The organism is Bradyrhizobium huanghuaihaiense, from assembly GCF_025200885.1.
Lineage (GTDB): Bacteria > Pseudomonadota > Alphaproteobacteria > Rhizobiales > Xanthobacteraceae > Bradyrhizobium > Bradyrhizobium huanghuaihaiense.
In genome coordinates this window covers 5,524,721-5,548,228 of record NZ_CP104172.1, presented here as the reverse complement: position 1 = coordinate 5,548,228, position 23,508 = coordinate 5,524,721, and the positions used below count along the sequence as shown (strand labels likewise).

General features: G+C 64.7%; 20 protein-coding genes and 1 tRNA gene. 15 read left to right on the top strand and 6 right to left on the bottom strand.

Features of this window, described 5'->3' with window-relative positions; genetic code table 11:
• Nucleotides 1-14: 14 nt before the first annotated feature.
• Entirely contained in the window at nt 15-2,069 is a 2,055-nt protein-coding gene (locus N2603_RS26700) for a BTAD domain-containing putative transcriptional regulator (protein WP_260384477.1), read from the bottom strand.
• 563 nt (nt 2,070-2,632) lie between these two features.
• On the opposite strand from N2603_RS26700, the gene N2603_RS26695 reads away from it, so the two are divergent.
• From N2603_RS26695 to N2603_RS26660, 8 genes are all read left to right on the top strand, one after another.
• Nucleotides 2,633-2,953, top strand: a complete 321-nt coding sequence (locus N2603_RS26695; RefSeq protein ID WP_018645648.1) for a hypothetical protein — start codon at nt 2,633-2,635, stop codon at nt 2,951-2,953.
• Between the two features lie 186 nt (nt 2,954-3,139).
• Nucleotides 3,140-3,213 (top strand) — tRNA-Gln (locus tag N2603_RS26690).
• A gap of 173 nt (nt 3,214-3,386) precedes the next feature.
• Entirely contained in the window at nt 3,387-3,749 is a 363-nt protein-coding gene (locus N2603_RS26685) for a DUF1428 domain-containing protein (RefSeq protein ID WP_260384476.1), read from the top strand.
• Nucleotides 3,750-4,011: 262 nt separating this feature from the next.
• Nucleotides 4,012-5,265, top strand: coding sequence for an ABC transporter substrate-binding protein (locus N2603_RS26680; protein WP_260384475.1), 1,254 nt, complete (start codon nt 4,012-4,014; stop codon nt 5,263-5,265).
• A gap of 63 nt (nt 5,266-5,328) precedes the next feature.
• Nucleotides 5,329-6,192 carry a branched-chain amino acid ABC transporter permease gene (locus N2603_RS26675; protein ID WP_018645689.1) on the top strand — a complete coding sequence of 288 codons (864 nt, stop codon included), beginning with the start codon at nt 5,329-5,331 and terminating at the stop codon, nt 6,190-6,192.
• Nucleotides 6,192-7,163 (top strand): branched-chain amino acid ABC transporter permease, encoded by a 972-nt coding sequence (locus tag N2603_RS26670; protein WP_260384474.1) that lies wholly within the window; start codon nt 6,192-6,194, stop codon nt 7,161-7,163. The genes N2603_RS26675 and N2603_RS26670 overlap by 1 nt, the downstream gene beginning before the upstream one ends.
• Nucleotides 7,153-7,920, top strand: coding sequence for an ABC transporter ATP-binding protein (locus N2603_RS26665; protein ID WP_260384473.1), 768 nt, complete (start codon nt 7,153-7,155; stop codon nt 7,918-7,920). Before N2603_RS26670 ends, N2603_RS26665 begins: the two co-directional genes overlap by 11 nt.
• Nucleotides 7,917-8,636, top strand: coding sequence for an ABC transporter ATP-binding protein (locus N2603_RS26660; RefSeq protein WP_018645692.1), 720 nt, complete (start codon nt 7,917-7,919; stop codon nt 8,634-8,636). The genes N2603_RS26665 and N2603_RS26660 overlap by 4 nt, the downstream gene beginning before the upstream one ends.
• Here the strand turns inward: N2603_RS26660 and N2603_RS26655 are convergent.
• Nucleotides 8,618-9,292, bottom strand: a complete 675-nt coding sequence (locus tag N2603_RS26655) for a TetR/AcrR family transcriptional regulator (protein ID WP_260384472.1) — start codon at nt 9,290-9,292, stop codon at nt 8,618-8,620. The genes N2603_RS26660 and N2603_RS26655 overlap by 19 nt on opposite strands.
• Nucleotides 9,293-9,401: 109 nt before the next feature.
• Between N2603_RS26655 and N2603_RS26650 the strand changes: the two genes are divergently transcribed.
• Nucleotides 9,402-11,690, top strand: a complete 2,289-nt coding sequence (locus N2603_RS26650) for an arylsulfatase (RefSeq protein ID WP_260384471.1) — start codon at nt 9,402-9,404, stop codon at nt 11,688-11,690.
• Between the two features lie 190 nt (nt 11,691-11,880).
• Here N2603_RS26650 and N2603_RS26645 read toward each other — a convergent pair whose 3' ends face one another.
• From N2603_RS26645 to N2603_RS26635, 3 genes are all read right to left on the bottom strand, one after another.
• Nucleotides 11,881-12,447, bottom strand: a complete 567-nt coding sequence (locus tag N2603_RS26645; protein ID WP_260384470.1) for an invasion associated locus B family protein — start codon at nt 12,445-12,447, stop codon at nt 11,881-11,883.
• 63 nt (nt 12,448-12,510) lie between these two features.
• A complete protein-coding gene (locus tag N2603_RS26640) occupies nt 12,511-15,657 on the bottom strand; it encodes a multidrug efflux RND transporter permease subunit (protein ID WP_260384469.1) in 3,147 nt (1,048 codons plus the stop codon).
• Nucleotides 15,654-16,826 (bottom strand): efflux RND transporter periplasmic adaptor subunit, encoded by a 1,173-nt coding sequence (locus tag N2603_RS26635; RefSeq protein WP_145831503.1) that lies wholly within the window; start codon nt 16,824-16,826, stop codon nt 15,654-15,656. Before N2603_RS26635 ends, N2603_RS26640 begins: the two co-directional genes overlap by 4 nt.
• A 388-nt stretch (nt 16,827-17,214) precedes the next feature.
• Between N2603_RS26635 and N2603_RS26630 the strand changes: the two genes are divergently transcribed.
• The 6 genes from N2603_RS26630 (at nt 17,215) to N2603_RS26605 (ending at nt 23,072) form a co-directional block, all read left to right on the top strand.
• The gene (locus N2603_RS26630; RefSeq protein ID WP_027571757.1) at nt 17,215-17,454 is read left to right on the top strand and encodes a hypothetical protein; all 240 of its coding nucleotides are present in this window, start codon (nt 17,215-17,217) and stop codon (nt 17,452-17,454) included.
• Nucleotides 17,455-17,680: 226 nt separating this feature from the next.
• Complete coding sequence (locus N2603_RS26625) at nt 17,681-20,083, top strand: TonB-dependent receptor (RefSeq protein WP_260424263.1); 2,403 nt, start codon at nt 17,681-17,683, stop codon at nt 20,081-20,083.
• 2 nt (nt 20,084-20,085) lie between these two features.
• The gene (locus tag N2603_RS26620; protein WP_018645700.1) at nt 20,086-20,775 is read left to right on the top strand and encodes a Fe2+-dependent dioxygenase; all 690 of its coding nucleotides are present in this window, start codon (nt 20,086-20,088) and stop codon (nt 20,773-20,775) included.
• Complete coding sequence (exbB, locus tag N2603_RS26615) at nt 20,772-21,746, top strand: tonB-system energizer ExbB (protein WP_260384468.1); 975 nt, start codon at nt 20,772-20,774, stop codon at nt 21,744-21,746. Before N2603_RS26620 ends, exbB begins: the two co-directional genes overlap by 4 nt.
• 3 nt (nt 21,747-21,749) lie before the next feature.
• Complete coding sequence (exbD, locus tag N2603_RS26610) at nt 21,750-22,214, top strand: TonB system transport protein ExbD (protein WP_018645702.1); 465 nt, start codon at nt 21,750-21,752, stop codon at nt 22,212-22,214.
• 9 nt (nt 22,215-22,223) lie between these two features.
• Complete coding sequence (locus N2603_RS26605; protein WP_260384467.1) at nt 22,224-23,072, top strand: TonB family protein; 849 nt, start codon at nt 22,224-22,226, stop codon at nt 23,070-23,072.
• On the opposite strand, the gene N2603_RS26600 is transcribed toward N2603_RS26605, so the two are convergent.
• Nucleotides 23,060-23,482: a hypothetical protein gene (locus N2603_RS26600; protein ID WP_260424262.1), complete on the bottom strand. Its 423-nt coding sequence runs from the start codon at nt 23,480-23,482 to the stop codon at nt 23,060-23,062. The two genes, N2603_RS26605 and N2603_RS26600, sit on opposite strands and share 13 nt — an antisense overlap.
• Nucleotides 23,483-23,508 lie beyond the last annotated feature (26 nt).

Genomic DNA, 23,508 nt, shown 5'->3' with positions numbered 1-23,508 from the left:
ATGAGCCTCCTCTGTCAGGACTTGTTGGTGTTGCCTTGGGTGGTTCCGTGCCGAAGTGCCGGGGCCAGCCGTGAGAGCGCGGCTTCGATGCGCGCCAGCGCCGGTTTCGGCCATGGTGATCTCGCGATCCATCTCATGTCGAGCTCGCCGGCCGTCATGAGTGGCCCTGCGAAAGTCTGCGCATCGTCGAGACGTCCGCTTTCCACGAGCGCAGCGACGAGAACGCGCAGGTTCACCTGGTTGCTCGGCAGCAGCGTCGCGACCCGCCTCGCGTGTTCGATGGCCGAGTTGAGGTCGTTCATGGCAAAGTGAGCCTGAGCCGAGATCATCTCCGCGAACCACGCGTGCCTGTCTCGCGGCGACAGACGCAGATTGAACGCGGCATCGCCGAGTGCGTCTTCATAGTGTTCGCAGCGAACATGCACGGCGGCACGATATGCGAATGCGAGCGCGAGGTTCGGGGTGAGCTCGATGGCGCGGTCGAGCTGTTTGAGGGCGCCGACATGGTCGTGCTTGCATTGCGACAGCGTGTAGCCGCCGACGGCATTGGCGAGCGGATCGGCCGAGTTGCGCTCCAGCGCTCGTTCGGCGAGCGCTCGCGCGATGTCGAGCTCGCTTGGCGCATTCGCGGACCACCCCCGTGCCACGCGCTGCATGTGCCAGATGGCGCTGTAGGACAGAGGTGGCGCCCAATTGGGGCTGAGGATGTGCGCCCGCTCGAAGTTGGTGCGTGCCGTCACGAATGTCGTGTAGTCCGGGCTGAACATCTGGTCGTAGCCGACCAGGGCCAACTGGTAGGCATCGAGATCGTCGGGCCGTTTTTGCATCGCGCGATGTAGCTCCCGGTCGCGAACTTGAGGCGCCAGCGAGCGTATGACCTCGACGGCAATGCGGTCCTGCAGGTCGAAGACGTCGGCCGCAGTCCCGCTGAGGCGATCGACACGAACGACTTCGACCGTCTCGGCGGCAACGAGTTCGGTCGAGATCCGGATCTGGTCGCCGGCGCGCTGAATGCTTCCGTGCAGCAGATATTGCGCATTGAGATCGCGGCCGATCGCGCGCAGATCCGGTGTCTGCGACATCGGGATCATGGTCGACCCGCGCGAGATTACGAACAGCTCTTTCAGGCTCGACAGGGCCTGCACGACGCTGTCGACGATACCGATCGTGAATTGGGGCTCGAGCGTCGGAGACAGCGCGCGGAAGGGGAGGACGGCGACCGATGGCCGGCTGACGGCAAATCCGGCCAGGCCAAGTGCGGGGGCCGCGGCAGAGGACACGACCTGCCGCGTGACTGTCTCGGGTTGCTGCTGTCGCAGGCTGGCAATCAGCTCCTGCGTGAGCTTGTGCGGCTCGATGTCATAGGTGTCTTCGAGCTGGCGCCAGAGCCGCGCATAGATCGCGAGCGCGGCACCGATACTTCCGGCCGCGATGTGGCTCCTGATGAGGACGCGAACGGCACGCTCGTTCTCGGAATCCAGCCGGTAGATGGCCTTTGCCGCAGCCTCCGCGGTGGGCGTGACATCGGCTTGGCCCTCATCGGGAAGCAGCCTCGTCAGGGCATCGATCAGCCGTTCGTGGATCAGTGGTCGCGTCTCCGCAAGCCAATCCGAAAATGCGGGATCGACATTCTCCAGGTCGTCGAGAATGTCGTCGGTCAGGCGTTCGTGTGCAAAAAGGATAGGATGGACGACGCCGCGCTCGGCATCTGCGATGATTTCCGTCAGGTCACAAGCGACGTGTTCGATATCGAGTGCCACGTGCATCTGATCGGCATGGAAATGCGTGCAGCCGTGCGTCTTCAGTTCGCGCTGGATCTGGCTCAGCGATTGACGCAGCGAACCCTTGGCGAGCGGGTCTTCCTTCTCGCTCCAGAGCAGGCCGACCAGTTTGGTCCTGGGCAACTGGCGGGCGGAGGAGAGCATCATGTAGCCGAGAAGCGCTTGCGCCTTTCGGCCGAGCGCGATCTCGTGTCCGTCCACCGATGCTGAAAATGTGCCGATGATATTCAGCCGCAGGCGGCCGGTCTCGCTTCCGCCTGCCGCCTTGTCGCCGCCAACTCCCGCCATCTCGTCCCATCCCCCGTCGACATCGTCGACGACAATGCAGGAGGGCAAGTCCCGGGAGCTTAGGCTTGGTGAAATGCAGATAATCGGTTCGCGTTGTCCGCGAAGCCAATGACGCGTGAGCTCAGGAATGCAGCCCGCCGGATCTGGTGCAATGCAGAAATGGTACATCTTGCGTTATCAGACGGTCAAGGGTTGCTGAACGATCGGAATGCGACCTTGCGGGCAAAATGAAAATCGCTCCTCACTTGGAGCCGACGCGCGTGAAATGAGCGTGAATGGCGAGTTTTCGCTCACCTGCACCAAGCGCGCGATGCGGTCGCAAGCCGTCGGCAACTCACGCGCGAGTACGGTCCGACCTTGGTCGCCGGCCGACTTGTGTCGCGGTCCGGCACAAGCTCAGCCAGTCCCCATCGGTATCGTGTGGTGGCAAGCTTGTGGTCTTCGCCGCGGGAAGCTCGCCGGCTCGCCCGATTCACGGGCCATTCACGTTTCGCTTCGCTTCGCCCGCCTATGGTTCGCCCGCGATCGCAGGATCGCGCAACTTGGCGAGGGAGAGGTGCATCATGACTGTCCTGCTGAGAAACACCTTCAAGGCCTGGATCGACCGCGCACCCGGGGCGCCGCCCAGGCTGATCATGATTGGCGACGTGCGGGTCCCGAGCAATGGCTGGCAGGCCCGCCTGACCAGGCGCTCACCGCAGGGGATCAATCCGAAGATCCTGATCCTCGACGTGAATGCGGAGCAGCCCGCCGACGCGGCGCAGGAGGAGATCACCACGATCCCGCTCCGCTACGAGGAGAGCCCGCCGCAGGACGAATATGGTCAGGTGATGATCGCCCATGGCCGGGGCGAAATCGTCGTCAGCATCGGCCGCATGCATTAGCGGAAGGTTCGCTCCGATCGTATCCCGGTCCCATCATTGGGCTGACGAGCCATCCACCGGAGCGCTTGCCAGCCCAGATGCGAGCGGGTAGAACGCTGCCACGCCTGAGCCGTGATTTGCGCCAAACGCGCTTCCGGCCACAGTCGGACAAATCAGTAAGTCATTGAATTTGTTCGGCTATTCCGTTGGGGAATGGTGTAACGGTAGCACAACAGACTCTGACTCTGTTTGTCTTGGTTCGAATCCAGGTTCCCCAGCCAATTCCGGGCGGTTTTCCCCCATCCTGATTTTGTCGGCCCCGGCGCCGTACCATTTTGGAAGCCGGCATCTCGCCGTCGCTCGCGACGGTTTGCCTCAGCGGAAATGGCGTCTTCGACGTCGGGCCACCGCATGCCCCGTCGTCCTTGGGACACACAACCCAAGGAGATCTGTGATGCCCTATGTCGATGGTTTCGTGCTCGCCGTGCCGAAGGACAAGATCGAGGCCTATAAGGCTCTGGCGCGAGCGGCCTGTGCGATCTGGATGGAGCATGGCGCGCTCGACTATGTCGAATGCATCGGTGACGACGTTCCCTATGGCGAGCTGACGTCGTTTCCACGCGCGGTGATGGCGAAGGAGGAGGAGGTCGTGGTGTTCTCCTGGATCGTCTATCGCGATCGGGAAACGCGCGACGCCGTCAACAAGAAGGTGATGGTGGACCCGCGGCTCAAGCTCGGCGACATGCCGTTCGACGGCAAGCGCATGATCTATGGCGGCTTCACGACGCTGCTGCGGGCGAGCGACGTAATTAGTTGAGCGAAGTGGAGCGGGAAGACCCGTAGCCCGGATGAGCGAAGCGACATCCGGGAATGCGGCCACTGTTGTCCCGGGTGTCGCTTTGCTCACCCGGGCTACACGTTCTTCCCCCATGCATCATCGTCGCAGTCCGTTTCACCTTGCCGGTCGCCGGTCGGCATGCCATCCTCCCGCAACCAGGCATAATCAAACGGAGGCGGGCGTTTCGCCCAGGCTCTCCAAAAAATCTTGGTTGGGGAAACCCTTTGGGAGGTCTGATTTCATGACATTGAAGCAGGTCACGGGGCTGCTTTGCGCGGCCGCGATGTCGCTTGCGCTCACGGCTGGTGCGCAGGCGCAGGACAAGGTCGTCAAGATCGGCGTGATCATGCCGATGTCCGGCGGCACCGCCTCGATCGGCGCGCATGCCAAGGCGGCGCTGGATGTCGCAACCGACATCATCAACAACGCTCATCCTGAACTTGGCAATTTCCCGTTGGCGAAGAACGCTGGCCTTGCCGGCCTCGGCGGCGCCAAGGTCGAGGTGATCATCGCCGACAACCAGGGCAACCCCGCAACAGGCCAGAACCAGGCGCTGCGCCTGATCACGGAAGAGAAGGTCGCGGCCGTGTTCGGCTCCTATCAGTCCGGCGTGACGCTGACCTCGAGCGCCATCGCCGAGAAGTACGGCGTTCCATTCCTGAACTCCGAGTCGGTCGCCGCCAACCTGACCGAGCGCGGCTTCAAATGGTTCTTCCGCACCACCCCGATCGCCACCGACTTCGCCAGGATCTATGTCGACTTCCTCGCCGACCTCAAGTCGCAGGGCGCCAAGACCGACAGCGTCGCGGTGGTCCACGACAACACCGAATATGGCACCTCGGTAGCGAACACGATTTCCGGCGCCTTCAAGGAGAAGGGCCTGCCGATCGCGCTCGACGTCGCCTATCCCGTCAACGCAACGGACCTGCAGGGGCAGGTGCTCCAGCTCAAGGACAAGAAGCCCGACGTCGTCATTATGATCAGCTACACGTCGGACGCGATCCTGTTCGCCAAGACCATGCAGTCGCTCGACTACAAGCCGGCCGTGCTGCTGGCCGATGACGCCGGCTACTCCGATCCGTCCTTCACCAAGGCGGTCGGCAAGATCTCGCAAGGCGTCTTCAACCGCTCGTCCTGGGTCGTGGGTCCGGCCGGCTCGCCGTCCGCCATCATCGCCGACATGTACAAGAAGAAGAGCGGCGAGGAGATGGATGACACGGTCGCCCGCCAGATGCAGGGCTTCTTCGTGCTGGCCGATGCGATCGATCGCGCCGGCTCGACCGAGCCCGCCAAGATTCAGGCCGCGCTGAAGGCGACGGACCTCAAGCCCGAGCAGCTCATGATCGGCTACAAGGGCGTGAAGTTCGACGACAAGGGCCAGAACACCCTGGCCTCAGGCGCCATCATCCAGCTTCAGGACGGCGAGAACTACGTCTCGGTGTGGCCGAAGGCCAATGCCGCGAAGGCGCCGATGCTGCCCTACAAGGGCTGGTGATCATGCGAGGGCGGGACCTTAAGTCCCGCCTTTTTCACAAGGCTTGGTAGAGCAGCGCAGCTCATGTCCTTTGTTCTCGTGCAGGTGATCGTCGGCGGCCTTCTGCTTGGCGCCGTCTACGCCCTGTTCTCCTCGGGCCTCACGCTGGTGTGGGGCATGATGAACATCGTCAATTTCGCGCATGGCGACTTCGTCATGCTCGGCATGTACGTCGCCTATGTCGTCTACACCCTGATGGGAGGAGGGCCGCTTCTCGGCGCCCCGCTGGCGACGCTGGTGCTCGCCACGCTCGGCATCGTGGTCTATTTCGGCCTGATCCGCGGCATCATGAAAGGACCGATGCTGGCGCAGATCCTCGGCACCTTCGGCCTCGCGCTGCTGCTGCGCTATTCGGTGTTCTGGTGGTTCGGCGCCAACTTCCTGTCGATGCCGCCGAACATCGTGGGCGGCACCTACGCCTTTGCCGGCCTGCGCATCGAGGCCTCGCGGCTGCTCGCGGGCGTCGTCGCGCTCCTGGTGACGCTCGGGCTGCATCTCTTGCTGACGCGCACCTCGCTCGGCTCGAAGATGCTGGCGGTGGCGGAGGATCAGACCGCGGCCCAGCTCATGGGCATCCGGCCCGACACCATGCAGGCGATCGCCTGGGCGATCGCGGCCGGCGCCACGGGGCTGGCCGGCGCCCTGATCGCGAACTTCTTCTACATCGTGCCGACCGTCGGCGAGACCCTCGGTATCGTCGCCTTCGTCACGGTGTCGCTCGGCGGCTTCGGCAGCGTGCCCGGCGCTCTCGTCGCAGGACTCTTGATCGGCGTCATCGAGTCGCTGTCAGGCTATCTGATCGGTGCGATCTACAAGGACATCGTCGTCTATGTCCTATTCCTGTTCTTCCTCTGGTTCCGGCCACAGGGCCTGATGGGGAAGATGTGATGCGGCGCTGGATCTGGCTCTCCGTCGTCGCAGCCTTTGCGATCGCCTATCCGCTGCTGCTGTCCTCGCCGTTCCAGCAGCGCCTCGGCGCGCTGGTGTTGCTCTATGCGATTGCGGCCTCGGCCTGGAACATCGTCGGCGGCTATGCCGGGCAGGTGTCGGTGGGGCATGTGGTGTTCTTCGGCTGCGGCGCCTATGCCGCGATGGGCGCTTACGCCAAGTTCGGCCTGTCGCCGCTGTACGGCATTCCCGGCGGCATCGTGCTGGCGGTCGGGCTCGCCGCGATCGTCGGCGTGCCGACGCTGCGGCTGTCCGGCCACTATTTCAGCATGGCGACGATCGCGGTTGCCGAAACGATGCGGTTGATCGTGACCAACACCGAATGGCTCGGCGCGGCCGTCGGTCTCTCCGGTCCGACCGTGCCGCGCAACATCTTCGATCTCTCGTTCCTGTCGGCGCTGCCCTACTACTATCTTTTCCTCGCCATCCTCGCGATCACGCTTGCGATCACCTGGTGGATGACCAACAGCCGCATGGGATTTTACCTGCGGGCGATCAAGGATTCCGAGCGCGCCGCGCGCTCGCTCGGCGCGCCCGCCAGCCGCACGAAGCTCTACGCCTACATGCTGAGCGCGGCGCTGACGAGCGTTGCCGGCGCGCTCTATGCGATGATGTTCGGCTTCGTCGATCCCGAGTCCGGGCTCGGCATCCTGATCTCGGTGAAGATCCTGATCATGGCGGCGCTGGGTGGGGCGGGGCTGCTGTTCGGGCCGCTGGTGGGCGCTGCGATCCTGGTGCCGCTGGAGGAGATCTCCAACAGCTGGCTCGGCGGTAAGGGCGCCGGTCTCACCTTCGTGGTCTATGGCGCCATCATCGTGCTGATCGCGCGCTTCCAGCCCGGCGGCCTGCTCAGCCTGCTCACCCGGCGCGGCAAGTCCAAGACCGACACGGGAGCGAGCCATGCTCCTTGAAGCGCGCGGCATCACCAAGGCGTTCGGCAGCTTCAAGGCCGTGGACGACGCCTCCGTGACCCTGGAGCAGGGCGACATCCTCGGCCTGATCGGTCCGAACGGCGCCGGCAAATCCACCTTCTTCAACTGCCTCACCGGCGACCTCAGGACCACCTCCGGCCGCGTGCTGTTCGAGGGGGCCGACATCACCGACGTCGCGCCGGAGCAGCGCGCCGCCCTCGGGCTCGCCCGCACCTTCCAGGTGCCGCAGACCTTCGAGGGCATGACGGTGCTGGAGAACGTCATGATCGGCGCTTTCCTGCGCACCTCGCATCGCAAGGAGGCGGAGACCAAGGCGCGCGCGGTGCTGGAACGCGTCGGCATGAGCCGCCTTGCGGAGGCGCCGGCGCGCTCGCTCGGCACACCCGGCCGCAAGCGGCTGGAGATCGCCCGGGCGCTTGCGACCGAGCCGAAGGTGCTGCTGCTCGACGAGGCCATGGCCGGTCTCAACGCGCATGAGGTGAGGCTCGCCATCGATCTCGTCCGCGACATCCATCGCGCCGGCATCACGCTCGTCATCGTCGAGCACATCATGGAAGTGATCATGTCGCTGGCGAGCCGCGTGATGGTGTTCCACCAGGGCAAGGAGATCGCCCGCGGTTCGCCGCGCGAGGTCACCTCCAATCCGGCGGTGATCGAAGCCTATCTCGGCAAGCGCGCCGCGAAAGCCGCCGCCGGCCATACGCCGGTCGAGCTGATGGGCGGGCCGGACCTATGAGCGGAGCGCTTCTCAGGATCGAGCATCTCGAGGTGCGCTATGGCGACCTCATCGGTGTCTCCGACGTGTCGCTGGAGGTGCCGGACGGCAGCGTCGTCGCGCTGCTCGGCTCCAATGGCGGTGGCAAGACCACGACGCTGAACGCGATCGCCGGCCTCATTCCCGTGCATTCCGGATCGATCAGCTTTCGCGGCGAGGAGATCGCGGGACAGAAGGCCTTTGCGATCGTGCGCAAGGGCCTCGCGCTGTCGCCGGAGGGCTGGCGGCTGTTCGTGCAGCAAAGCGTCGAGAACAACCTCATGCTCGGAGCGACCCCGCTGCACGACAAATCGCGACAGGCGACGCTGCTGGAGCGCGTCTACGAGGTCTTCCCGCGCCTGAAGGAGCGCCGCAACCAGCGCGCCGGCACCATGTCCGGCGGCGAGCGGCAGATGCTCGCGGTCGGCCGCGCGCTGATGAGCGATCCGAAGCTGCTGATGCTGGACGAGCCGTCGCTCGGCCTCGCTCCGGCCGTGGTCGAGTCGATGTATGAGACCTTCGGCCGCCTGCACCGCGAGGGCCTGACGATTCTGCTCGCCGAGCAGTCAATTGAGCTCGCGCTGGAAGTCTCGGACTTCGCCACCGTGCTCCAGGTCGGCAAGAGCGTGCTCTCGGGGACCGCGGCGGCGCTCGCGCAGGACCCGCAGGTGCAGAAGGCCTATCTCGGCGTGGACTGACCAAGCTCCGCCTGGAGCAGCAGCGACAGGCAGCCGGCAAGCCGCGTCTCCATCTCCTTCGACCGCAACGTCAGCGGTCCGGGATCGTTGAGGATCGCGTTCACCAGCGTGCCCAGCACGACCTGGAAGCCGAAGGCAATGCTGCGGGTTTTTGCGGCTTTGCGGCCCTTGCCCATGGCCGGGAGCAGGAGAGGGGTGGCGCGCATCGTCGTTGCTCTCGCGAGGGCCTTGAACGGCGTCCATTTGTCGGGATGGGTGTCGTCATGCTGAAGCGCGGCCCGCAGCACACCTTCATGGTTGCGCATCCAGGCCACGATGCCGCTGACGATGATGTGGCAGAGCTGATCAAGGCTCGCTTCCGGTGACGGCCTGTTGATCTCACCCAGCCGCTGCTCGCCGTCGCGCGCGGCAAGCGCCATCAGTGCATTGAAATAGGCCTCCTTGCTCTCGAAGCGGCTGTAGAAGGCGCCGACGGTGGCGCCGACTTCCGCGCAGAGCGTCTCGATCGAGAGCTCGGCAAGGCTGCGTGTGCGCAGCATGTCGGCGCCGGCGCGCAGCAGCGCCAGCGTCGTCTCGCGGCTGCGCTTCTGCCGCGACGGGGCGACGCCGGGCAGGTCGAAGTCGCGAGGCCCGGGCTCCTTCGACGATGTCCGCATCCGCGCTTGCATCCGCCTTAAATCATAATCATAATTCTGATTATAATTTAGATCGGGGCGAGCCGCGGGTCAACCGCGGCTCATCGCCGGCTAAAACAGGGAGGGGGAGATGAGCGCAAGAAGCGGCACGCCGTTCCGCGGCACCGTCGGCAGGACGGTTGCGGACTCGAAACCCTGGTGGCCGGAGGCCGTGAAGCCGCCCGAGGGCGCGCCGAACATCCTGGTGGTGCTGTTCGACGACGTCGGCTTCTCCGATTTCGGCTGCTACGGCTCGGCCATCAGGACGCCGACCATCGACAGGCTCGCCGCGGAAGGCCTGCGCTATTCCGGCTTCCACACCACGGCGATGTGCTCGACCACGCGCGCCGCGCTGCTCACGGGGCGCAACCACCATTCGGTCGGCGTCGGCTGCCTCGCCAATTTCGATTCAGGCTATCCCGGCTATCGCGGCAAGATCGCGCGCGAGGCGGGGACGCTCGCCGAGATGCTGCGCGTGCACGGCTACCGCAACTACATGGTCGGCAAATGGCACGTCACGCCGCTGACCGAGAGTGGCGCCACCGGCCCGTTCGACGGCTGGCCTTTGGGCCGCGGCTTCGATCGCTTCTACGGCTTCCTCGATGCCGAGACCGACCAGTACGCGCCTGAGCTCGTCTCCGACAACACGCATATTGACCCGCCCGGCACCTACGCCGACGGCTATCACCTGACCGAGGACCTGATCGACCAGGCGATCCGCTTCATCGGCGATCACCATGCCGACCGGCCGGAGATTCCCTGGCTCACCTGGGTTGCGCTCGGCGCCTGTCACGCGCCGCATCAGGCGCCGGCCGATATCATCAGGAGCTACGACGCCGCCTTCGCGCACGGCTGGGACGCCGAGCGCGAGCAGCGTCTCGCGCGCCAGAAGGCGATGGGGCTGGTGCCGCCGGAGACGCGGATGCCGGCGCGCAATGACGGCGTCAAGGCATGGGAGGAGCATTCGGCCGACGAGCGCCGCGTCTTCACGCGCCTGCAGGCGGCGTTCGCCGGCATGCTCGACCATTCCGACCGGCATCTGGCGCGCCTCGTTTCGTTCCTGGAGACATCAGGCATCCGCGACAACACCGTGATCATCGTGATGTCCGACAATGGCGCGAGCCAGGAGGGCGGGCCGCTCGGCTTCGTCAACGCGATGGGGCCGTTCAACTTCAAGCCGGAGCCGATCGCCGAAAAGCTCGCCCGCATCGACGACATCGGCGGGCCCGACACGCACAGCAATTTCCCGCATGGCTGGGCGATGGCGTCGAACACGCCGCTGCGGCGCTACAAGCAGAACACCCATGGCGGCGGCATCCGCGATCCCTTCGTCATCAACTGGCCCAAGCGCATCGCAGGCAAGGGCGAGCTGCGCCACCAGTTCGTGCATGCCTGCGATCTCACGCCGACGCTGCTGGAGCTGATCGGCATCGAGGCGCCCAGCGAGATCGCCGGTTGTCGACAGATGCCGCTCGAAGGCGAGAGCTTTGCGCGCTCGATCAATGATGCGTCCGCGCCGTCGAAGAGCTCGCCGCAATATTTCGAGATGTTCGGCCATCGCGGCCTTTGGCAGGCCGGATGGAAGGCGGTTTCCTTCCATCCGTCGGGGACGCCGTTCGAGAACGACAAATGGGAGCTGTTCCATCTCGATGAAGACTTCTCCGAGACCAATGACCTCGGTGCGAAGGAGCCGGAGCGTCTCGCCGCGATGATTGCGACGTGGTGGGCGGAGGCCGAGAAGCACAAGGTGCTGCCGCTCGACGACCGCTTCGGCCCGCGCTTTGCCGAGAACGCCGCGCGCTTCCACGGCGCGCGCCATCATTTCGTCTTCCACGCCGGCATGGGTCACGTGCCGACCGACGTCGCGCCCGATGTGCGCAGCCGCAGCTACACGATCGAGGCCCATGTCGAGATCGAGGAGCGGGGTGCCAACGGCGTGCTGATCTCGCACGGCGATGCGACCTCGGGCTACAGCCTCTACGTCAGGGATGGCCACCTCGTGCACGACCTCAATATCGGCGGCAGCCACCAGATCGTGCGTTCGGACCGCAAGGTGCCGTCAGGCGCGCGCCGGCTCGGCGTGCATGTCGAGCGGCTCCGGCGCAAGGAGCCGCCGGCCAAGGGCTCGCGGACCGGCGTCACCGCATACACGCTGCTGATCGATGGCGAGCCGGCGGGTTCGCTCCAGACCCAGCTCAGCTTCCACACGCTGATCTCGTGGTCCGGCCTCGACATCGGCCGCGACCGCGGCAGCCCGGTCTCGCATTACGAGGCCCCGTTCGAGTTCGAAGGGCGGCTGCTGCGCGTCACCGTCACCATGCATGACGACCAGAAGCTCGACGGCGATGCCGTCGGCAACGCGCAGATGGCGCGGCAGTGAGAGAGAAGGGGCGTCGCTGTATCCGCGCCGTCATTGCGAGCGTAGCGAAGCAATCCAGACTGCCTCCGCGGAAAGATTGCTGGATTGCTTCGCTGAGCCTGTCATCGGGCCGCGCTTCGCGCGGACCCGTTGGCTCGCAATGACGAGATGAGAGAGGCGTGCACTCCAACAGGAAGCGGGAGAAGTCCCCTTACTTGATCTTGTCGTAGGCCGAAGCGAAATCGCCGAGCGGCATCGGGATCGCGATCGTCTCCTTGGCCATGTTCTGGAAAGAGACCTTCAGCTGCTTGCCCGACCGCAAGGCTGCGAGCAGGTCGGCCGCGATCGGCGTCGAGGCGTAGCAGCCGCGGTTCTCGCAGGTCTGGATCTGCAGGTCGACCGTCTTGCCCTCGTCGACCTGGAGCTTGGCGCCGACCGGCAAGTTGAGGCCGAGCGGCAATTGCAGCAGCGCGATCGGCGTGCGGGTGTCGGGAGCGATGCGGATGTTGATCAGGATGACGGTCTGGCCGGTCTTGGTCAGCACCGCGTTCTGCTCCATCGCGCATTCGAGTGGCGCGTCGCGGCTGGCACTGGTGCAGCGGACGATCCAGCCGGACTGTCCGGGACCACCTTCAGCATGGGGCTGCGTCGGCGCAGGCGCGGGTTGCGCGGCCGGGGCGGGCGCTGCGTTCTTCTTGGCACTCTGCTGGGCATGCGCGGCGCCCGTCGACAACAGGAGGGCCGCGGCGAGGGCGACAAGTCTGGATTGCATGGGCATGGCGAAACCGCGTTGGCGTGAACCGGGGGTCTCGCTGTAGCGTCGCGGGAGCCGCGGCGCAAGCTACTCGGCGGCTTGCTTGACGCTGCCGTGCTCGTGCGTCTCGTGGCCTTCGCCGTCACCCGTACGGCCCCAGCCCGAGAACCAGTTGTTGAGCTCATCGAGATAGAGATAGACGACGGGCGTGGTGAACAGCGTCAGCGCCTGGCTGACGATCAGGCCGCCGACCATGGCGTAGCCGAGCGGCTGGCGGATCTCGGCGCCGGTGCCGTGGCCGAGCATCAGGGGCACGCCGCCGAGCAGAGCCGCCATCGTCGTCATCATGATCGGGCGGAAGCGCAGCAGCGCGGCCTGGCGGATCGATTCCGCCGGCGTCTTGTGCTCGTCGCGTTCGGCGGCAATCGCGAAGTCGACCATCATGATGCCGTTCTTCTTCACGATGCCGATCAAGAGGATGATGCCGATCAGCGCGATGAGGCTGAAGTCGAAGCCGGCCGCCATCAGGATTGCGAGCGCGCCGACGCCGGCCGAGGGCAGGGTGGACAGAATCGTGATCGGGTGGATGTAGCTCTCGTAGAGAATGCCGAGGATCAGATAGACCACGACCAACGCGGCGAGGATCAGGAGCGGCACGGTGCCAAGCGACTGCTGGAACGCCTGCGCGGTGCCCTGGAAGCTCGAGTTCAGCGTCGGCGGTGCGCCTAGCTCGGCCATCGCCCGCTGCACGGCTTCCGTGGCCTGACCGAGTGCAGTGCCTTGCGCGAGATTGAAGCTGATCGTGATCGCCGGGAACTGGCCCTGGTGGCTGATCGAGAGCGGGCGGACCGGATCGGTGGACCAGGTCGCGAAGGTCGACAGCGGGACCTGGTCGCCGGTCAGCGGCGATTTCAGATAGAGCTTGTTCAGGCTGTCGAGATTGCCCTGCAGCTCCGGCAGGATCTCCAGGATCACCTTGTAGGTGTTGAGCTGGGTGAAATACTGCGTGACCTGCCGCTGTCCGAACGCATCGTACAGCGTGTCGTCGATCAGCTGCGGCTGGATGCCGTAGCGCGATGCGGTATCGCGGTTGATCTTGAGCTGGACCGTGGTGCCCTGGGTCTGCTGGTCGGTGGCGACGTCGCGCAGCTCCGGCAGCGTCTGCATCTTGGCGAGGATCTTCGGCGCCCAGTCGTTGAGCTCGGCGAGATCGGCATCCTGCAGGGTGAACTCGAACTGCGTACGCGTCGGCCGGCCGCCGAGGCGGACGTCCTGGGCCGCCTGCATGTAGACCCGGGCGCCCTCGACCTTGTCGAACTGCGGACGCAGTCGCGCGATGATCTGCTGGGCTGAGGCCTCACGTTTGTCGCGAGGCTTCAGCGTGATGAATAGGTTACCGTTGTTGCCGGCACGGCCGCTGCCGCCGATCGACATGGCAACGCTGGCCACGTCGGGATCGGCCAGGATGATCTTGCCGAGCTGTTCCTGGCGCCGGACCATCTCCTTGAATGAAATGTCCTGCGAGGCTTCCGAGGTCGCGGTGATCAGGCCGACGTCCTGCTGCGGGAAGAAGCCCTTCGGGATCAGGACGAACAGGTAGATCGACAGGCCGAGCGTGGCGAAGAAGATCGCGAGCGTGGTGCGCCGCCAGGCGAGGGCATGATCGAGCACGTATTCGTAGCCGCGCAGCATCGAATCGAAGGCGCGCTCGCTCCATTGATAGAAGCGGCCGTGCTGCACCTCGCCATGGGCGCGCAGGAAACGCGAGGCCATCATCGGCGTCAGGGTCAGCGACACGAACATCGAGACGAAAATGGTCATCGCCAGCACGACGGCGAATTCGCGGAACAGGCGGCCGATGATGCCGCCCATCAGCAGCAGTGGGATCAGCACGGCGACCAGCGAGATGCTGATCGACACGATGGTGAAGCCGATTTCCTTGGAACCGCGGAAGGCCGCCGCCATCGGCGACTCGCCTTCCTCGATATAGCGCGTGATGTTCTCGAGCATCACGATGGCGTCGTCGACGACGAAGCCGACCGCGATGGTGAGCGCCATCAGCGACAGATTGTCGAGCGAATAGCCGACGACCCACATCAAGGCGCACGCGCCCAACAGCGCCAGTGGAACCGTGACGGTGGGGATGACGGTGGCCCAGAAGCTGCGCAGGAAGATGAAGATGACCATGACCACGAGGGCGATGGTCAGCAGCAGGGTGAACTGAACGTCCTCGACTGCGGCGCGGATGGTGGTGGTGCGGTCGCTGATGAGCTCGATCTTGATCGCGGGCGGGATCGCGGCCACGAGACGGGGCAGGGTCGCCTTGATCCTGTCGACCGTCTCGATGACGTTGGCGCCCGGCTGCTTGAAGATCACCAGGAATACGCCGCGCTTGCCGTTGGCCCAGGCCGCCTGCTTGGCGTCTTCGGCGCCGCTGACCGCCTGGCCGATGTCGCGGATGCGCAATGGGCCGCCGTTACGATAGGCGATGATGACGTCGTTCCAGTCCTTGGACTGGGTCAGCTGGTCGTTGGCATAGATGGTGTAGGCGCGCTTCTCGCCGTCGATGTTGCCCTTGGGGCTGTCGACCGTGGTGATCGCGATCTGGCTGCGCACGTCCTCCATCGACAGGCCCTTGGCGACGAGCTTCGCCGGGTCGACCTGGATGCGGATGGAAGGCTTCTGCTGGCCGCCGATGAACACCTGCGCCACGCCGGAGAGCTGGCTGATCTGCTGGGCGAGCTGGGCGTCGACCGCGTCGCTGACGCTGGTCAGAGGCAGTGTCTCCGAGGTCGCCGACAGCAGCAGGATCGGCGCATCGGCCGGGTTGACCTTGCGGTAGGTCGGCGGCGAGGGCAGGTTCTTCGGCAGCTGGCCGCTGGCGGCGTTGATGGCGCCCTGCACATCGTTGGCGGCGCCGTCGATGCTGCGGTTGAGGTCGAACTGGATGGTGATCGAGGCGGTGCCGAGATAACTCGTCGAGGTCATCTGGGCGATGCCGGGGATCTGGGCGAACTGGCGCTCCAGCGGCTGGGCCACCGACGAGGCCATGGTCTCGGGGCTGCCGCCCGGCAGATTGGCGGTGATCTGGATGGTCGGGAAGTCCACCTGCGGCAGCGGCGCGACCGGCAGCAGGGGATAGGCGACGAGACCGACGAAGAGGATGCCGGCCATCAGCAACGAGGTGCCGATGGGATAACGGATGAAAGGTGCCGAAATCCCGCCCTCGGTCATTCCCGTCGTACCTTGTTCTGCGCCGGATCCGAACTTGCCACCGCCGTCGAGACGAGGCTTCCGGGCTGCACCTTGAATTGACCGCCAGTGATCACCTGCTGCCCGGGCGTGAGCCCTTCGTCGACGACCGAACGGCCGTCGATGGCGTAGCTGACCTTGATCTTGTGCACTTCGGCCTTGTTGTCCTGATTGACGGTGTATGCGTAGAGGCCGTTGGTGGAATGCTGGACTGCGTCATCCGGAACCACGGTCGCATCCTTCAGCGTTCGCACCAGAAGGCGGGTCGAGACCGACTGTCCGGGCCACAGCGTGTGGTCCTTGTTGTCGAACACCGCCTTGAGCCGAATAGTCCCGCTGGTGGTGTCGACCTGGTTGTTGATGACCGCGAGCTTGCCCTCGGCCAGCGTCTTCTTGCCGTCGGTGGTGAACGCGATCACCTTGAGCGCGCCGGCCTTCTGGCCTTCGCTGATGTAGGGAAGCTGGTCTTCCGGCGCGGTGAAGATCACCGAGATCGGCTCGACCTGCGTGATCGTGACGATGCCGGTCTGTGTCGAGGCGTTCACGATGTTGCCGACGTCGACCTGGCGCAGGCCGGCGACGCCGGTGATCGGCGCCTTGACCTGGGTGTAGTCCAGCTGGGTCTGGGCGTTGGCGATTGCGGCTTCGTCGGCGGCGATCTGGGCGGTGAGCTGGGCGACGGTGGAGCGCTGGGTATCGACCCGCTGTGCGGTGGCGAATTCGCCGAGCTTCATGGCGCGCTGGAGCTCGAGGTTGGCATTGGCCAGGCTAGCCTCGTCCTGTGCCTTCTTGGCCTTGGCCTGGTCGAGTGTGGCTTGATAGGGGCGGGGGTCGATCGAGGCCAGCAGGTCGCCTTCCTTGGCGATCTGGCCTTCGGTGAAGGCGATCTTGTCGATCTGGCCGTCCACCCGGGTGCGGACCTGGACGGTGTTGAAGCCTTGAACCGTGCCGAGACCGGTCAGATAGACCGGGAAATCGACCTTCTGGACCGGCGCCACGCTCACGGGAATGGCGGGCGCGCGCGGCGGACCTTTCTGTGCTGTCTGGGATTTTCCGGCGTCCGGCGAGCCGTATTTCTGCCAACCATAGTAACCCGCGGAGGCCACGGCCGCGAGGATCAGAATCCAGAGGATCGGCCGTGTTTTTTTCATGTCGGCTCGTGTCGGCTCTTGTGCCCTAGGTTACGAATTTTGGGGCAATCGTAGGGTTCCAGGGCGTTTGTATAATACACGCCAAGTTCCAGTGTAAACAGCACTATCGGGTGAGAAATCTAAACAATTGGAAAGCTTTGCACCGCCTAGGCAACGCACTGGCGCGCCGGTGTGCAGTGCTGCATTTTCCTGCCGCGAGCGATCAGCGAGTAAAAATCAGGCAATGCTCGCGGAGGATGTTGCGAGCGCGGCGGGACTGGCGAAGCATCTTGGTCAGGCCGTGGGGATGCGCGCTTTACAAGAACGGTTCTAAATTGCGCCGGCCGCGTTTCGGTTGTCAGGAGAATCGGCATCGTCCATATCGGCGCCGCCACAAGGGGAGCGCAGGATGGACGAACTGAACGGCAAGCTGATCGCGTGCCAGATTCTGATCACGGGATTGATTGCGCGCGTTGCCAACGAGCAGCGCGATCCCTTGCGCTTCCTCACGGACTTCCGCGACGAGATCAAGGCCGTGGTCAATGGCGTCAACATCGCCGGCATGGACAGCACCGATCGTGTGCGCGCCGTCGCGCAGAAGACCGTCGACGAATTGTTCTCGCTGATGAAGCCGCCGAGCAGCGATTGATGCTGTGAGCGGACCGCTGATTTCGCGGTATTTTTCGCGCGCGCTTTAGAATGAGTCCAATCTAACTTTAGAACCGTTTCAAACTTCAGTTTAGAATCGTTTTGATCTGGACTTATTCAAGGGTTCTCGCGGCTTGCGCGCATTGACCCACTATTTTGCCGCCGATACCAACAGCCCAATCGCTCGTCGAAGTGAGTGAGCGAACATGAAGATGGGGCGTGTTGTAATGGGGCAGGTGGTCGCACCGAAGTCGTTGCGTTCGGTGGCAGCGTTCGATCAGGTGGATGAAAAGTCTTCGGGCATTTCCGGCAAGAAGGTCTCGGCGGTCGCGAGCTTGATCGCGGTGGCGTCGGTCTCGAGCGGCGCAGAGGCGCAGCAGTCGAACCTGCCGCCGGTGACGGTCGATGCTCCGGTGCAGCGGCCGCGTCCGACGGCGTCGAAGCCGACACCTGATCAGGTCCGCGCGCGCAACGCGCTTCGCCGCGCCGCGCAGCGGCAGCAGGCGTCCCAGCAGGCTGCTCCCGCGGCACCGGCCGGCGAAGCGGACCGTAATCCCTATTCCGATCCGGCCGCGCCCTACAAGGTCGACCACGTCCAGGCTTCGGGCAAGTTTCCCGAGAAGATGCTGAACACGCCCAAGTCCATCACGGTGCTCAGCAAGGAAGTGCTCGAGGACAAGAACGCCACGACGCTGAAGGAGATCGGGCGCTCGACCGCCGGCGTGACGCTCGGCTCGGGTGAAGGTGGCAACGCGTTCGGCGACCGCTTCTTCATCCGCGGCTTCGACGCGCGCAACGACGTCTTCATCGACGGCATCCGCGATCCCGCGGTCTCCATCCGCGAGAACTTCTTCACCGAGCAGATCGAGATTCTGCGCGGCCCGGCATCCTCCTATGCCGGCCGCGGCACCGCCGGCGGCGCCATCAACATCGTCACCAAGCAGGCCGGCGACCGTAACTTCCAGCGCATGGATACCGAGTTCGGCACCGACCGGACCAAGCGCGTCACGCTCGACGTCAACCAGGTCATCGACCCGACCTTCTCGGTGCGCACCGGCGGCCTGTTCCAGGACGCCAATGTCGCAGGCCGCGATTACGTGACCGACAATCGCTGGGGCACCTTCATCTCGACCAAGTACACCCCGACCAACGACATCAAGATCACGACGAACTACGTCCACACCGACCTCAGCGGCCTGCCGGATTTCGGCGTGCCTTATTACAAGCAGGGCAACGTGCCGGTGACGTCGGCCGGCATTCCGCGCGGTAACTGGTACGGCTTCCTCAACCGCGACTTCCAGACCGCGCGGCAGGATTTCGGCACCGGCACGATCGAGTACAAGGTCAACGAAGCCATCACGCTGACCAGCAAGGTGCGCGGCGAGCACTCGCTGCTCAACTACATCGGCACGCTGCCGCAGAACCCGGTGACGATCAGCGGCAATCCGCTGCTCTGGACCACGACGGCGAGCGCGCAGAGCCGCTACCAGAACGTGGACGTGTGGGCCAACCAGAACGAGGCCACGTTCAAGCTCGACACCGGCGGGGTCAAGCACACCGCGGTGTTCGGCGTCGAATATTCGAACGAGAACATTTCGATCGACCGCTACGCCGGCCTCTCGTCGGAACTGGCCGGCTCGCCCTTTACGAGCACGGGGGCCATCTCGGGGGTCAATGTCTATTCCCCTCAGTACACCTATCTCACCGGCTTCGGCACGCCCTCGCTGGTTGGAAACCCGACGCGCTACGGCGTCAACACCAGCAGCGTGTATGTCATGGATACCGCGAACTGGCAGGACACGATCATCGTGAACGGCGGCGTGCGCTACGACGGCTACAGCCAGAGCGCGTCGAACAATTCGAACTATGTGAAGCAGAACGCCGATCTGGTGAACTACAACGTCGGTCTGGTCTACAAGCCGATGTCGATCGGCAGCGTCTATGCAGCCTATGCGACCTCGGCCAATCCGTTCGGTTCGGAGCTGGACGCGACCGGCACCGACTACGGCGGTGTTCCCCCCAACTCGACCCTCTTGCTCGGGCCAGAGCGCAACAAGGCAATCGAGCTCGGCACCAAATGGGAGCTCGCCGATCGCCACCTGCTGGTGACCGGTGCGCTGTTCCAGACCACCAAGGACAACGCGCGCGAGACCGTCAACGGCCTGCTGACGTCGGGCGCTGCCTACAGGATCCAGGGCATCGACATCGAAGCCGAGGGTAAGATCACCGATCGCTGGAGCATCTTCGGCGGCCTGATGCTGATGCAGTCCAAGGTCACGCAGAGCGGCGTCGCCTCGAATCTCGGCCTGCAGCTTGCCAACGTTGCCCATCAGTCGTTCAGCATGTTGACCAAGTACAAGTTCGACGACGGCTGGGAGCTGGGCGGCCAGGCGGTCTATCGCTCCAAGGTCTATGGCGGCACCTTCGCGGCCAATACCAACGAGCTGCCGAGCTATTGGCGTTTCGATGCGTTCGTCGAAAAGAAGATCGACAAGAACTGGACGATGAAGTTCTACGCGCAGAACCTGACCAACAAGCTCTATTACGACTCGTTCTATCGCAGCAACGTACCGTTCGTGGCGGTCGCACCGGGCCGGGCCTTCTACCTCGTGACGACGGCGAAGTTCTGATCATGTTGACGTGCCTGCCTGGCATCCTGAGCAAAGACGATGTGGCGGATTTCCGCCGCATCATGGACGCCAGCGCGTGGGAGGACGGCCGTTCCACCGCGGGGGCGCAGTCGGCCATGGTCAAGCGCAACGAGCAATTGCCGCCGGACGGCGAGGTCGCGCGCAAGCTCGGCAACCGCATCATCTCGGCGCTGACGTCGAACCCGCGCTTCATCGCGGCGGCGATCCCGCTCCAGATCTTCCCGCCGCTGTTCAACCGCTATGCGGCCGACAGCGGCCACCATTTCGGCCTGCATGTCGACAATGCGATCCGGGGCGACCGGCTGACCGGCCTTCGCATCCGCACAGACCTGTCGGTGACGCTGTTCCTCGCCGAACCGGAGGAATACGACGGTGGCGAACTTGTGATCGAGGACACCTACGGTTCGCACGAAGTCAAGTTGCCAGCCGGCGACTGCGTGCTCTATCCCTCGACCAGCCTCCACCTCGTCACGCCGGTGACGAGGGGAACGCGGGTTGCGTCTTTCTTCTGGCTTCAGAGCATGATACGGGACGATCAAGCCCGGAGCATGATCTTTGACCTCGACACCGCGATACAGGCGCTGGTGGAACGGCTCGGGCGTGACGATCCCGAAACGGTCAAATTGACGGGTATCTATCACAATCTCATTCGCTACTGGGCCGAAGTATGAAGAGCACAACCTTCCAAGCCAGCCTTGCCGCAGCCGTCCTTCTGGCGGCCGCCTGGCTCGCATCGCCTGTTTCCGCCCAGACACAAACCCAGCCGGCCGCGCCGGCACCGGCCCAGAAGGCTCAGCCTGCTGCACCCGCTCCGGCAGCAGCGCCATCGGCGCCTGCGGCTGCGCCCGCGACCGCCCCCGTGGCAGCGGCTCCCGCGGCGGCTGCGCCCGCGGCTCCCACGGCCGCCGCACCGGCGGCCGCGAAGTCCGAGGCTGTATCCACTGCGCCGGCCATGAAGGAATTGTCGCCCTGGGTGATGTTCATGTCGGCGGACGTCATCGTGAAGGCGGTGATGATCGGTCTCGCCTTTGCATCGCTGATGACCTGGACGGTGCTGATCGCGAAGTCGATCGAGCTGTCGGTCGCCTCGGCCAAGCTGCGTTCGGCGCTGAAGAAGATCGCGGAGGCACGCTCGCTCGCCGAAGCGCAGATGGCGCTCGGCGCCAAGGAGGGCATCCTGCCGTCGTTCCTAGCGTCGGCGCTGCGTGAGGCGCGGATGTCGGCCGGCCTGTCCAGCGATGCCGGCATCAAGGAGCGCGCAGCCTCGAGCTTTCAGGAGATCGTGCGCGCGGAGGCACGGCGCATCCGCATCGGCATGGGCGTGCTCGCCACCATCGGCTCCACGTCGCCCTTCGTCGGCCTGTTCGGCACGGTCTGGGGCATCATGAACAGCTTCATCGGCATCTCGAAGTCGCAGACCACGAACCTCGCCGTGGTCGCCCCCGGCATCGCCGAGGCGCTGCTCGCCACCGCGATCGGCCTCGTCGCCGCCATTCCCGCCGTTATCATCTACAATCACTTCTCGCGCGTGACGAAGGGCTATCTCGAGCTGGTCAGCCGGGCCTCGGGCGCGGCGGCGCGGCTGCTCTCGCGCGATCTCGACCGCAGCCACGGCAGCGTGCATTCGCGCGCAGCGGAGTAAACCATGGCCGTCTCGCTCACAGACAATGATGACGACGACGATTTCTCGGAAACGCATGACATCAACGTCACGCCGTTCATCGACGTCATCCTGGTGCTGCTGATTATCTTCATGGTCGCAGCGCCGCTCTCCACGGTCGATCTGCCGATCGACCTGCCGACCTCGAGCGCGATACCGCAGAAGAAGCCGGACAAGCCGACCTATCTCAGCATCAGACGCGATCTGACGATCGCCATAGGCGAGGAGACCGTCCACCGCGCCGAGCTGACCATGACCCTCGACTCCATGTCCGACATGAGCAAGGACAAGTACCTCTTCCTGCGCGCCGATCGCTCGGTGCCTTATGGCGAGCTGATGGGTGTCATGGAGCTGTTGCGCTCCGGCGGCTACACACGGGTGAAGCTGGTTGCACTCGAGGGGCCTCCCACGGCGGCGGGAACGCCTGCCGCGGGCCCTGCGCAGCCTTAGAGGTCAGTCATGTCTGACGCCGAGCTCGAACCCAGATCGTTGCGAAAGCTCTGGATTTTGCCTGTCGCCCTTTGGACGCTGGCTGCCGTCGCGGCGGTCGCCCTCCATGTGGGCGGCGCTGCGCTCGCGCTCGCAAATCTGAAGGCCGACGACAGCGACGAAGGGCTGGGGGCTGCGGGAGCGGAGTTCGCGGTCGAGATGACGTCGCCGCCGCCGCGCGAGACCGATATGCCGCCCGGGCCTGTGGACTCCGAAGAGCAGGAAGAGCGGCCGGAGATGCCCGAGCAAAAGGCCGAGGTCAAGGAGACGGATCTTCCCCAGGATCGGCCGCAACAGGTCGAGGAGGCCGATCGGCTCGTCACCGAGAACAAGCCGAAGAAGGAGCAGGACGACGATCCCAAGATCGCCGCCGTCGAAACGCCGGCCATGGAAGCCGCGCAGAAGTCGATTGCGATGGAGCGGCAGACCTTCGAGGACGCAACCCGCGAGGCCGAGAAGGCCATGGCGCCGGTGATGGGTATCGGCAAGGACATCCTGAAGATGACCGCTGACTGGAACCGCAAGATCAGCGCGCATCTTTCGGCGCACAAGGTCAATCCGGAAGGCAAGGACCCCAATAACGAAACGGCCAAGGTGAGCTTTGCGCTCAACCGGATGGGCAACGTGCTGTCGGTCGATATCGTGACGTCATCAGGCGACAAGGCCTACGATGCCGCCGCGATCGCCATGGTCCGCAAGTCCGACCCGTTCCCGCAGCCGCCGGCCGCGCTGACGGAGGATCGGATCGAACGCACCGTCGACATCGTGTTCAAGCCGGCGGACGAGAAGAAAAAGAAGAAGTCGGCTCAGCGCCAGTAAAACCGGATCCCGACATAGACGACCACCAGGCAGGCGAAGATCAACGCCACCGGCAACGGCCGTTTCTGGGTTCCAGCGGCCGTGCCAGCCCCGAAAAAGCCGGTCGTCTTCGGCTTCGGTGCGGGGCGCCGGAAGGCGGTAACATTGTCCGCCGCCGGCTCGGCCTGGCGGGGACGGACGTCCGGCGGAGTTCCCCCGCCGCCCATCTCGGCATAATAGGCCTTGTAGATCGCGGTGATGGTGGCCTCGGTGGCCTCGCCCTCGCTCATCCGGGCCAGCAGGTTCTTGTAGCTGCTGAGGAACTCCTGGGCTTCCGGAGGCAGCGCGGATGACCCATTGAGCTTGGCCATCATCTTCCAGGTGGCGAAATCGGCGCGGGCACGGGTGTCCGCGCGTCGCGCGATCAGCATATCGGCAGCTTTGACCAAGTCGGCCT